9 protein-coding genes are annotated in these 12104 nt (G+C 75.9%); 3 read left to right on the forward strand and 6 right to left on the reverse strand.

What is annotated here, in order from left to right; translation table 11 throughout:
* Positions 1-6 precede the first annotated feature (6 nt).
* Complete coding sequence (locus ABD158_RS06065; RefSeq protein ID WP_344005105.1) at positions 7-1038, reverse strand: threonine aldolase family protein; 1032 nt, start codon at positions 1036-1038, stop codon at positions 7-9.
* 48 nt (positions 1039-1086) lie between these two features.
* On the reverse strand, positions 1087-2433 hold the full coding sequence (locus tag ABD158_RS06070) for a class II 3-deoxy-7-phosphoheptulonate synthase (protein ID WP_344005108.1): 1347 nt from the start codon (positions 2431-2433) through the stop codon (positions 1087-1089).
* 101 nt (positions 2434-2534) lie between these two features.
* Here ABD158_RS06070 and ABD158_RS06075 point away from each other — a divergent pair, with 101 nt between their 5' ends.
* Entirely contained in the window at positions 2535-3302 is a 768-nt protein-coding gene (locus ABD158_RS06075; protein ID WP_344005111.1) for a DUF4031 domain-containing protein, read from the forward strand.
* A gap of 24 nt (positions 3303-3326) precedes the next feature.
* On the opposite strand, the gene ABD158_RS06080 is transcribed toward ABD158_RS06075, so the two are convergent.
* Positions 3327-4772 carry an APC family permease gene (locus tag ABD158_RS06080; RefSeq protein WP_344005114.1) on the reverse strand — a complete coding sequence of 482 codons (1446 nt, stop codon included), beginning with the start codon at positions 4770-4772 and terminating at the stop codon, positions 3327-3329.
* A 215-nt stretch (positions 4773-4987) separates the two neighbouring features.
* Here ABD158_RS06080 and ABD158_RS06085 point away from each other — a divergent pair, with 215 nt between their 5' ends.
* Positions 4988-8608 carry an ATP-binding cassette domain-containing protein gene (locus ABD158_RS06085; protein ID WP_344005117.1) on the forward strand — a complete coding sequence of 1207 codons (3621 nt, stop codon included), beginning with the start codon at positions 4988-4990 and terminating at the stop codon, positions 8606-8608.
* Positions 8609-8629: 21 nt separating this feature from the next.
* Here ABD158_RS06085 and ABD158_RS06090 read toward each other — a convergent pair whose 3' ends face one another.
* Entirely contained in the window at positions 8630-9655 is a 1026-nt protein-coding gene (locus tag ABD158_RS06090; protein ID WP_344005120.1) for a 6-phosphofructokinase, read from the reverse strand.
* 121 nt (positions 9656-9776) lie between these two features.
* On the opposite strand from ABD158_RS06090, the gene ABD158_RS06095 reads away from it, so the two are divergent.
* Complete coding sequence (locus tag ABD158_RS06095; RefSeq protein ID WP_344005123.1) at positions 9777-10604, forward strand: DUF1028 domain-containing protein; 828 nt, start codon at positions 9777-9779, stop codon at positions 10602-10604.
* 35 nt (positions 10605-10639) lie between these two features.
* Here the strand turns inward: ABD158_RS06095 and ABD158_RS06100 are convergent, their stop codons facing one another.
* Together ABD158_RS06100 and ABD158_RS06105 are read right to left on the reverse strand one after the other, a co-directional pair.
* On the reverse strand, positions 10640-11578 hold the full coding sequence (locus ABD158_RS06100; RefSeq protein WP_344005126.1) for a hypothetical protein: 939 nt from the start codon (positions 11576-11578) through the stop codon (positions 10640-10642).
* Between the two features lie 16 nt (positions 11579-11594).
* Positions 11595-12074, reverse strand: coding sequence for a GNAT family N-acetyltransferase (locus tag ABD158_RS06105; RefSeq protein WP_344005129.1), 480 nt, complete (start codon positions 12072-12074; stop codon positions 11595-11597).
* Between the last annotated feature and the right edge of the window lie 30 nt (positions 12075-12104).

The raw sequence follows: 12104 nt of genomic DNA on the forward strand, positions 1-12104 counted from the left end.
CCGGCCCTACCGCCGCGTCTCCCGCCCGGGGGACGCGAGCAGCCGGCCGAGCACGGAGGCGGCGCGGTCGACGGCGGCCGCGTCGGCGTCGAGGTGGGTGACCAGCCGGACGGTGCGCGCACCCACGGTGCCGATCCGGACGCCCTCCAGGGCGGCCCGCTTGACGAGGTCGGGGGCGTCGTCCACGTCGAGGACGACGATGTTGGTGTCGACGCCGGCCGGGTCGACGCCGCACGCCTCGGCCAGCCGACGGGCGTGGGCGTGGTCGTCGGCGAGCCGCTCGACGTGGTGGGTCAGGGCGTGCAGCCCGGCCGCGGCCAGGACGCCGACCTGGCGCATGCCGCCGCCCATCCGCTTGCGCCACACCCGGGACTCGGCGATCGCGTCCGCGCTGCCCACCACCAGCGACCCCACCGGGGCGCCGAGGCCCTTCGACAGGCACACGGCCGCCACGTCCACGAGCCCGCCGTACGTCGCGAGCGGGACGCCGGTGGCCACGTGGGCGTTCCACACGCGCGCGCCGTCGAGGTGCAGCGCGCACCCGACCGAGTCGGCGAAGGCGCGCAGCGCCTGCAGGTCGGCGAGCGGGAGGACGGTGCCACCGGCGAAGTTGTGGGTGTTCTCGACCGCGATGGCCGCGGTGGGCACGAAGAACGGCCCGAGGTCGGGGGCGTGCAGCGCGGTGATCGCGGGCAGGTCGATCCCGCCGCGCGGGTGGGTCCAGGTGCGCATCGTCAGCCCGGTGTACGCCGCGTGGGCGCCGAGCTCGGCGCGCGCCACGTGGGCCGAGGACTCGCACAGCAGCTCCTGGCCGACCCCGACCACGGTGCGCACGGCCAGCACGTTGGCCATCGAGCCGGTCGGGGTGAACAGCGCCGCCTCGTGGCCGAGGAGCTCGGCGACCCACTCCTCGAGGGCGGCGACCGTGGGGTCCTCGCCGTAGACGTCGTCGCCGACCTCGGCGCGCGCCATCGCGGCGCGCATCGCCTCGGTCGGACGGGTGACGGTGTCGGAGCGCAGGTCGACGGGGGCATCCACGGCCCCGAGCCAACCAGACGCCGCCGTCGGCGACGGCGGCGGTGGGCCTCAGGCGCGGCGGAGCATCCCGGCGACCAGGAACGCCAGCTCGAGGGACTGCACCCGGTTCAGGCGGGGGTCGCAGACCGACTCGTAGCGGTTGTGCAGGTCGATCTCGGCGAGCTCCTCGCCGCCGCCGACGCACTCGGTGACGTCGTCGCCGGTGAGCTCGACGTGGATGCCGCCGGGCCAGGTGCCGAGCGCGCGGTGGACGTCGAAGAAGCCTTGGACCTCCTCGATGACGTCGTCGAGCCGGCGGGTCTTGTAGCCCGAGCTCGCCTCGAAGGTGTTGCCGTGCATCGGGTCGCAGACCCACGCCACCTGCACGCCCTCGGCGGTGACCTTCTCGACCAGCGCGGGCAGGCCGTCGCGGATCCGGCCGGCGCCGAAGCGGGTGATGAAGGTCAGGCGGCCCGGGACGTTGTCGGGGTTGAGCCGCTGGGCGAGCGCCAGGGCGTCGTCGGCCGACGTGGTCGGGCCGAGCTTGACCCCGATCGGGTTGCGGATGTGGCGCAGCAGCTCGACGTGGGCGCCGTCGAGCTGACGGGTGCGCTCGCCGATCCACACGAAGTGGCCGGACACGTCGTACGGGTCGGAGGTGCGCGAGTCGATGCGGGTCATCGCGTGCTCGTACTCCAGCACCAGCGCCTCGTGGCTGGAGTGGACCTGGGTCGTCTGCAGCTCGGAGGGGTCGGCGCCGATGGCCTGCATGAACGTCAGGGCGCGGTCGATCTCGCCGGCGATCTGCTCGTAGCGCTGGCCCGCCGGGGAGTCACGGACGAAGTCGGTGTTCCAGGTGTGCACCTGGCGCAGGTCGGCGTAGCCGCCGGTGACGAAGGCCCGCACGAGGTTCAGCGTGGCCGCGGAGTTGTTGTAGACGTCGACCAGGCGCTGCGGGTCGGGCTCGCGGGCCTCCGCCGTGAAGGGGAAGCCGTTGACCGCGTCCCCGCGGTAGGCCGGCAGCGTGACCTCGGCGCCGTCGACGACGCGGGTCTCGGTGTCGGAGGAGCGCGGCTTGGCGTACTGGCCGGCGATCCGGCCGACCTTGACCACCGGCACGGAGGCGGCGTAGGTCAGCACGACGGCCATCTGCAGCAGCACGCGCAGCTTGTTGCGCACGTTGTCGGCCGTGACGCCGTCGAAGGTCTCGGCGCAGTCGCCGCCCTGGAGCAGGAACGCCTCGCCGCGGGTGACCGCGGCCAGCTGGTCGGTCAGGGCGTCGCACTCGCCCGCGAACACCAGCGGCGGGGAGGTGCGCAGACGGGCCACGGCGGCGTCGAGCGCGTCACGGTCGGCGTAGGACGGCTGCTGGGCCGCGCCGCGTGCGTGCAGGCTCGCGAGGTCTGGGATCGTCACCGGCCCAGGGTACGGCGGGTGGCGGTCCGCCCCGAAACGGCGACGCGGACGCGGACGGCTCGTCGCGACGCCCCCGTGCCGGGACCGCCTAGGGTCGCGACGTGGCGATCCTCGTGGACCCGCCGGCGTGGCCGGCGTACGGACGGCTGTGGTCGCACCTGGTCTCGGACACCTCGCTGGCCGAGCTGCACGCCTTCGCGGCCGCCCACGGCGTGAGCCGACGGCTCTTCGAGGGCGACCACTACGACGTCCCCGAGGAGGCGTACGACGCGCTGGTCGCGGCGGGCGCGGCGCCGGTCACCTCCCGGGAGGTGGTCCGTGCGCTCCACGCCGCGGGGCTGCGCCTGCGCAAGCGCAAGGGCGAGCGGCCCGTCGAGCGCGTGGTGGGCCTCGACCTCGGCGACGGCGTCCCGCGCGACGTCGACCTGCTGCTCTCGGACTGGGAGCCGCCCGCGGAGCGGACCTACGCCGCCAGCGTCCTGCTGCGCGACGCCGCGGGCCGGTGCGCCGTCGTCTGGAGCACCCGCCGCCGGGTGTGGGGCCCGCCCGCGGGCCGGACCGAGCCCGGGGAGGACGCCGTGGCGACCGCCGTGCGGGAGGTCGCCGAGGAGACCGGCGTGCGGCTGGCCCGCGCCGACCTGCACCTGCTCGGCCACGAGGTCTTCCGCCCCGCCCCGGCGCCCGGTCGCGACCTGCTGGCCTTCCTCACCGCGACGGTGCCCGGCAGCCCGGCCCTGTCCGGCTCCGACGACGAGACCTCCGACCACGCGTGGGTCACCCCCGCCGAGCTGGAGCGGCGCTGCGCCGGGGAGTTCTGGTGGCCCCTGGTCGGCCACGTGCTGGCGCTGGGGCCCTGGGCGCGGCCCTGAGGTCGTCCCCCGGGCCGCGGTGGGTCACTCCTCGAGGTGCTCGATGTCGCGGAAGCCGGTGCGCTTGGCGCGCACCCCGCGGTTGGTGGCCCAGGTCAGCGCCCACAGCACGACGCCGAGGACGAGCAGGCCCCCGGCGATCTGGTACTGGATCCAGTCCTCGGAGTCCCGGGCCCACGGGCCCACGAGGAACGCGCTGGCGACCGCCCCGAGCCACGGGATGGGGGTGGGCGCACGGAAGGCGCCCTGGGGCGTCGGGTCGCGCCGCAGGACGAGGCAGGCGACGTTGACGATCGTGAACACCACCAGCAGCAGCAGGCCGGTGGTGCCGGCGAGGGCGGCGACCACGCTGGTCTCCCCCAGCGTGGCGACCACCGTGATCAGCACGAGCGCGAGCACCGTCGTGAACAGGATCGCGGTCCACGGGGACTGTCGCCCGGGCAGGACCTTGGACAGGCTGCGCGGCAGGACGTCCTGCTTGGCCATGCCGTAGATCAGCCGGGACGCCATCAGCATGTTGATCAGCGCGGTGTTGGCGACCGCGAAGACCGTCAGGAAGGGGAACAGCTTGTCGACCGGGAGGTCGGGCGCGCCGAGCCGGACCACGTCGAGCAGGATCCCGGCGTCGGGGTTGACCGGGTCGGAGATGCGGCCCACCGGGATCACGGTGACGACCATGACGGCCACCAGCACGTAGATCAGCACCGCGATGCCGAGGCCGGTCAGCATCGTGCGGGGGAAGATCCGCTGCGGGTCCTTCGTCTCCTCGACCATGTTGACCGAGTCCTCGAAGCCGACCATCGAGAAGAACGCGATGGCGGTCGCGACGGTCACGGCGGCGAACATCCCGCGCTCGGAGCCGGACTCGAAGACCACGACCCGACCGAGGTCACCGTCCCCGCGGCCGATCACCCAGAAGCCGACGCCGATCACGATCGCGAGGGCGGTGACCTCGATGATCGTGAGCACGACGTTGAACTTCACCGACTCACCGACGCCGCGCAGGTTGATCGCGGCGAGCACGAGCATGAACAGCAGCGCGACCGGCAGGGAGGCACCGGTCCCGGTGGGGATGCCGACCAGGCCCAGGCCGGCGTCGCCGAGGGTCTCGTCGAGGCCGATCAGCAGGTTGGACGCCAGCAGGTTCGACGACGTCGACGCGCTGGTGACCCCGGAGCTGACCACGGCGAACGCCACCAGGAACGTGACGAAGTGCAGCCCGAACGCCTTGTGCGTGTAGAGCGCCGCGCCGGCGGCCTGGGGGTACTTCGTCACGAGCTCCAGGTAGGAGAAGGCCGTCAGGGTCGCGATCGCGAACGCCACCACGAACGGCAGCCAGGCCATGCCCCCGACCTCGCCGGCCACGTCGCCGGTGATCGCGTAGACCCCGGCGCCGAGGATGTCGCCGACGATGAACAGCAGGAGGAGCTTGGGTCCGAGCACCCGCTTCAGCGGCGGCTCGGTGCTCACGCGCCCTCCGGTGTCCTGCCCGGCCAGGTCCGACATCGGTGCTCCCCCTCCGGCTCCCGGGTCTCGGTCGCCTGCACGCCCACTGTGGCCCGCCCACCGGACGATGTCCACGACATCCGCCCGTCGTACGGCGGGCGTCCGGTGAGGTCTGCCCCGTCGCCGGACGACGAAAACCAGGTGAGGGGTGTCGGCGCCACGACGTACGGTGACTCCTCGTGTCGACCTCCACCCGGACCCCGTCCGTGAGCCCGTCCCGGGCGCCCGCCGGGCCCGGCGCGGGCGTGCCCGACGTCCCCGAGCGCCGTCTCGACCACACCCGGCTCACCGGGCCGGTCACGGCCGTCGCCGTCACCGCGGCCGCGGTCGGGGCCTTCGGCCAGGCGCTGGGGTCGGTCGCCGCGGGGTCGCTGGCGGAGGGACCGACCGCCCTGGTCGTGTGGCTCCTCGCCGCCGCCGTCGTGGGGGGCGCGGTGCTCGACACCGTCGGGCGCACGGTGTGGGCCGGCGTCGTCGACCGCGCCGAGGGGCGCCTGCGCGCCGACCTCGTGACCGCCGCGCTGGACCAGCCGCTGGCGGCGCTGTCGGAGCAGGCCGTCGGCGAGATCCTCGACCGCGTCGACGACGACACCCACGAGATCGGCACGCTGCTGCGCAACGCGGCCTGGGAGGCGCTGCGCACCGCGCTGGTCGCCCTCCCCCTGTGGGTCGTCGCCGGCGTGACCTGGTGGCCGATGTGGGTGCTGTTCCCGGTGACCGCGGCCGCGGTGGTCCTCGCCGTGCGCCCGATGATGGGCGAGATCAAGCGCCGCCGGATCGTCGAGGAGATGGCCTGGACCGACCACGCCGCCGCCATGGAGGAGGGCGTCGCGGGCCGCGACGACCTCCGCACCAGCCTCGGCCGCCCCCACCTGCTGCGCCGCACCAGCGAGCTGGCCGCGGTCGTCCACGCCCGCTTCGACGACGTGCTGCGCCTCGAGGTCAGGGTCACCCGGCGCTCGGGCCTGATCCTGCACGCCCTGCTGGCCGGCATCGCCGTGGTCGGCGTGACCCTGGTCGTCGACGACCGGCTCGGCGTGGGGGCCCTCGTCACCCTGTTCCTCGTCACCTCCACCTTCGTCGGCCAGGTGTCCCGACTGGCCGAGCAGCTGCCCGACCTGCAGGCGGGGCTGGGCGCCGTCGTCCGGCTGCGCCAGCTGCTCGAGGCGCCGCCGGAGCCCGCCGGCGGCCGGCCGCTCCCCCCGGGGTCGCTGGACCTGGAGGTCCGCGACCTGCGCTTCGCCTACCCGACGGAGGCCACCGACGGCCGGCCCGACGGCGCCTTCGCGCTCGACGGGGTCTCGCTGCGGCTGGGTGCCGGGCGCACCCTCGCGCTGGTCGGCCGCACCGGGTCCGGCAAGTCCACCCTGGTCTCGCTGCTCTCCCGTGCGGTCGAGCCCCCCGCCGGCACGGTGCTGCTCGGCGGGCGCGACGTGACCGAGGTCGACCTCGACGAGCTGCGCCGCGGCGTCGGGGTGGTCAGCCAGCGCACCGAGATCGTCGCCGGCACGCTCGCCGAGAACGTCGCGCTGTTCGGCGACGTCCCGCGCGCCTCGGTCGAGGCCGCCGTGGCCGAGCTCGGCCTGCAGGCGTGGGTCGCCGGGCTGCCGCTCGGGCTCGACACGCCCCTCGGCCCGGGCGGGGTGACGCTGTCGGCCGGCGAGGAGCAGCTCGTGGCCTTCGCGCGCCTCCTGGTGCGCGACGTCCGGGTCGTCGTGCTCGACGAGGCGACCGCGCGGATGGACCCCCACACCGAGGCCCAGGTGGTGCGCGCCGCCGACCGGCTGCTGTCGGGCCGGACCGGCCTCGTGGTCGCCCACCGCCTCGCCACCATCGCGCGGGCCGACGACGTCGTGGTCCTGGAGTCCGGGCGCGTGGTCCAGCACGGTCCGCGCACGGCGCTCGCCACCCGCCCGGGGCCGCTGCGCGACCTGCTGCGGGCCGCCGGGATCGACCCCGAGGACGACCACGACGGGCGTGACGCCACGCGGCCCGCCCGTGCCGCCGACCCCGCCGACCCCGCCGACCCCGCCGACCCCGCCGACCACAGCCACGACACCGCGGTCGGCGGTCGCCGCCGTGTCGGCACGCCACCGGAACGCCCCGAGGTCGGCACCGGGCCGTCGCTGGCCCGGCTCACCCGCCGGGTCCTGTCGATCCACCCCCGCTGGGGCCTGTGGTGCGCGTTCCTGTTCCTGGTCATGTCGCTGCTCGGCGCCTTCGGCGCCCTCACGGGTCTCGCGTGGGGCCTCGCCGTCGAGGACCTGCGCGACGGGGGCCGACCCTGGGTGCTCGTCGGCGCGGTCGTGCTGTCGCTGGTGGCGTCCCCGCTGGTGCTCGCCCAGGCCATCCGCGGCTACCCGCGCTGGTGGATCGCGGTCATGCTGCGCGTGCGCACCTCGGTGCTGGCCGGCCAGACCGACCAGCGCCGGCTCCCGCGCACCCCGCCCGGCGAGGTCGTCGCGCGGGCCATGGACTCGGACCGGCTGGCGCGCTACGCCGACCGGTGGGTCGACGTCACCAACGGCCTGCTCGTCGCGCTGCTCACCGCCGCGTTCGCGCTCAACGCGTACGCCGGGCTGGTGCTGCTGCTGGTCATGGGCGTCTCGGTCGTCGCGTCGCTGGTCGGCGCGCCGTACGCCGGTCGCACAGCGGCGGTGGCCTCGGCCACGCGGGCCGGGTTCGGCCGCTCGCTGGTGTCGTCGCTCGACTCCGCGCGCACCATCAAGCTCGCCGCCGCGACCCGTGACGCCCGCGCCCACCTCGCCGACGTCGACGGCGGGCGCGTCGAGGCCGCGGTCAAGGAGCACCGCATCCTGGCGCTGCTCGCGGGCGTGCCGGTCGTGATGGTCCAGGTCGGTGTCGTGCTGGCCTGGGCGGTGCACCTCGCGGGCGGCTGGGACCTCGCGACCGCGCTGCTGGTGTCGGGGGCGGTGCTCGGGTTCGGCTGGTTCGGGCAGGTCGCGGCCATGGTGATCACCGAGGCCCCGGGCGTCCGCGCCTGGTCGCAGGTGACCGCGGGGCTGGCCGGCGGCGTGGACCTGATGGCGCTGCCGGGCGACGTGGACCTCGTGACCGGCCGCGCCCCCGCGCCCGCTCCCGCGCCGCGGGAGCCCCTGCGCACCCTCGAGCTCACGGGCCTCGGGGCGGTGCACGACGACGGCACCCTCGGGGTCAGCGACGTCGACCTCGCCGTCGGCGCCGGTGACCTCGTGCTCCTGGTCGGCCAGGTCGGCTCCGGCAAGTCGAGCCTGCTGGGCGCCCTGGCCGGTCTCGTCGACCACACCGGGTCGCTGCGCTGGAACGGCGGCGAGGTCACCGACGCCGAGACCTTCCTGCGGCCGGGGCGGGTGGCCCACGTCGCGCAGGTCCCGCGGGTGCTGTCGGGCACCTTCGCCGACAACGTCCGCCTCGACCACGCCGACCGCTCGCTGCACCCCGCTGTCGACGACGCGCGACTGGGCCGCGACCTCGCCGAGGCCGGGGGCCCGGACGCCCTCGTCGGGCACCGCGGCGTCCGGCTCTCGGGCGGGCAGGTCCAGCGCCTCGCCCTCGCCCGCGCGCTGGCCACCGAGACCGACCTGCTGCTCGCCGACGACGTGTCCTCGGCGCTCGACGCGACCACGGAGATCGAGCTCTGGACGGCGCTGCGCGCGCGGGGCACGACCGTGCTCGGGTCCACCTCGAAGGCCGCCGCCCTCGCCCTGGCCGACACCGTCGTGGTGCTGGTCGACGGCCGGGTCGCCGCCCGCGGGCGCTGGTCCGACCTCGCCGGCTCCTGGGGCCACCTGGCGGGCTGAGTCGCGGCGCGGCCCGCCGCGTCAGCCGAAGAAGACCTGCGCCTCGGCGTACTCCTCCGCGCTGACGACCTTGAGCTCGCCGGTGGCCTCGCTCAGCGGCAGCCGGACGATCCGGGTGCCCTGCAGCGCGGTCATGACGCCGAACTCGCCGTCGGCGACGGCGTCGATGGCGTGCAGGCCCAGGCGGGTGGCGAGCCAGCGGTCGAACGCCGTGGGCGTGCCGCCGCGCTGGATGTGGCCCAGCACGACCGAGCGCGCCTCCTTGCCGGTGCGGTCCTCGATCGCCTTCGCCAGCTGGTCGCCGATGCCGCCCAGACGCACGTGGCCGAAGGCGTCGGTGTCGCCGCCCGTCAGCGTCATCGCGCCGTCCTTCGGCGTCGCCCCCTCGGAGACCACGACGATCGGGGCGTACTGGCTGCGGAAGCGGGACTCGACCTGCGCGCAGACCTCGTCGAGGTCGAAGGGGACCTCGGGGATGAGCACGATGTTGGCCCCACCGGCGAGACCGGAGTGCAGGGCGATCCAGCCGGCGTGGCGGCCCATGACCTCGACGACGAGGACCCGGTGGTGGGACTCGGCGGTGGTGTGGAGGCGGTCGATCGCCTCGGTGGCGATGTTGACCGCGGTGTCGAAGCCGAAGGTGAAGTCGGTGCCCGACAGGTCGTTGTCGATCGTCTTCGGCACGCCGACCACGTCGACCCCGAGCTCGGCCAGCCGGGTCGCGACGCCCAGCGTGTCCTCGCCGCCGATGGCGACGAGGGCTTCGACGCCGTCCGCGGCGAGGGTGGCGCGGATCCGCTCCACGCCGCCGTCGACCGCGAACGGGTTGGTGCGCGAGGAGCCGAGGATGGTGCCGCCGCGGGGCAGGATGCCGCGGCACTGCTCGACGCCCAGCGGCATCGTCAGCCCCTCGAGCGGGCCCTTCCAGCCGTCCCGGTAGCCGACGAACTCGAACCCGTGCGCCACGACGCCCTTGCGCACGACGGCGCGGATCACCGCGTTGAGGCCCGGGCAGTCCCCGCCTCCGGTCAGCACTCCGACCCGCATGGGCCCTCCCCTCGTCCCGTCCGACCGGGACGTGTCGGATCGATCACACCGGCGGCCAGCCTAGGGCCCGCCGACGGCCACGCACGAGGGTGACCGGGCCCGGCGGCCCTAGGGTGTGGTCGTGACCTTCTCCATCGTGGCCCGCTCCGAGGACGGCGAGTCCTGGGGCGTCGCGGTCGCCTCCAAGTTCCTCGCCGTGGGCGCCGCCGTGCCCGCCGCCGTCGCGGGCGTGGGCGCCATCGCCACCCAGGCGGACGCCAACGTCGCCTACAAGGGCCTGGCGCTGTCCCACCTCGACGAGGGCGCCACCGCGCCGGTCGCCCTGCAGCGGCTGCTGGAGGAGGACGACGGCCGCGACCACCGCCAGGTCGGCATCGTCGACCTCGACGGCACGGCCGCGTCCCACACCGGCGCCGAGTGCTTCGACTGGGCCGGCGGGCGCACCGACGACGGCGTCGCCATCCAGGGCAACATCCTCGCCGGGCCGGAGGTCGTCGACGAGATGTACGGCGCGTGGTCGCGCTCGGCGGGCGAGCCCGACCTGGCCCGGCGCCTGCTCGCGGCGCTGGCCGCCGGCGACGCGGCGGGAGGCGACAAGCGGGGTCGCCAGTCCGCGGCGCTGCTCGTCGTCCGGGACGAGGCGGGCTACGGCGGCCACGACGACATCGCCGTCGACCTCCGCGTCGACGACCACGCCGACCCCGTCGCCGAGCTGGCGCGGCTGCTCGACCTCAACGACCTCTACCTGACCGCGTCCACCGAGGACGAGAAGGTGTCCGTCGACGCCGACCTCGCGGCCGAGCTGCAGGCGGCGGTCGAGCACCTCGGCCACCCCGACCTGGCGTCCTGGGTCGGCACCGAGAACTTCGAGATGCGCGTCGCCGGCGACGGGTCCTGGATCGACCAGGAGGTCCTGGCCCGCCTGCGGGCCGCCCGGGCCGAGGCCTGACCCCACCGGGTCCCCACCCCGCGCCGACCCGGCGGTCAGGACAGGGCGTCGAGGGCGGCCGCGGCGGCGTCGCGGTCGCGGCGGGCCGCGGCGAGGGCCTCGTGGGCCTCGCCCTGGGACTCCTCGGCCTGCTCGAGCGCCTCGTCGGTCTCCTCGGCCTGCTCCTCCAGCTCGGCCAGGCGGCGCCGCAGCTCGTCCATCTCCGAGGACAGCTGCAGCCCGCGGGCCTCGAGGTCGGCGACGGCCTCGTCGGTCCCCCCGGCGGCCTGCTCGGCCTCCGCGAGGACCTCGTCCGCCTCGTCCAGGGCCTCCTGGGCGGCGGCGCGGGCCTTCGCCTCGGCGTCGGGGTCCGGCACGACGCGCAGGTCGGGCCCACCACCGCGGGTCCCGTCGCCGTCGGCACCGTCGTCGGGCGCGGGCGGGCCCTCGACGGCACGCGGGACGAACCCCGCGGCGGCCGGCACGGCCGCGGCGTCGACCGGGTCGGCCGGGTCGGTCAGGCCGGGGGCGGTCGCGCTGACCGCGGCCACCAGCAGGCCGCTGCGGACCACCGCCGCGCAGGCCTCGTCGACCATCGCGGCGGTCAGGGAGGCCTCCACCTGCTCGGCGACCGCATCGGTGACCCTGTGCCCGGACTCGCGCGCGAGCCGGCGGGCGCGGGTCGTGACGGCGGCGGTCAGCTGGCGACGCTGCGCGGTGAGCTGGCGCAGCGCGGCCCCGTCGAGCCCCTCCTGGGCCTCGCGGAGGGCCCGGCCGACCGCCAGGACCTCGTCGACCTGGCCGGACTCCCGGCGGACGAGCAGGTTGAGCACCCACGCCGCCGACGACGGGCGCTTCAGCCTGCGCACCCGCGCGGCGAGGTCGGCGTCGTCGGCCTTGAGCTCCTTCGCCCGGGCGTCCCGGGCGGCGGTGAACTCGCCGGGCAGCAGGCCGTAGAGCTCCTCCGCGGCGGCGAGGAGGGGGTCGGCGGGCACGCCGCGATCGTAGGCCTCAGCCGTCGGCGCCGATCCCCAGCTCGAGCTCGACCGGGTGCGGCGGCGGTGCCTGCCACGGCGTACGTCGGGTGCGCCCGGTCGGTGCCCACCCGTGGCGGGCGTAGAACGCCAGGGCCCGGTGGTTGCGCTCCAGGCACCACAGGCGGGCCCGGCCCGGCACCCGCGCACGGAAGCGCGCCAGGGCGGCGGCGCCGATGCCGAGCCCCCAGGCGGCGGGATCGACGGCGAGCTGGCGCAGCCGCTCGCCCTGCACCGCGAGCAGCGCGGTCAGGCCGTGCTCACCGTCCAGCACCTCCACGTCGACCGCCGGGTCGGCGAGCAGCGCGCGCCAGGAGGCCAGCACCGCGTCGTCGGGGAACGGCAGCGAGCCGAAGACGTGCCCGAGACCGGCGAGGTTGGCCCGCCGCTCGAGGTCGCGCAGCGCCGTCGCGTCCGCAGGCCCGGCCGGGCGCCACGGCAGCGGCTCGACCCCCATCAGCCACCCACCCCCGGGCCGCCCACCACG

This window comes from Nocardioides lentus (assembly GCF_039529515.1).
In the GTDB taxonomy this organism is placed as follows: Bacteria; Actinomycetota; Actinomycetes; order Propionibacteriales; family Nocardioidaceae; genus Nocardioides; species Nocardioides lentus.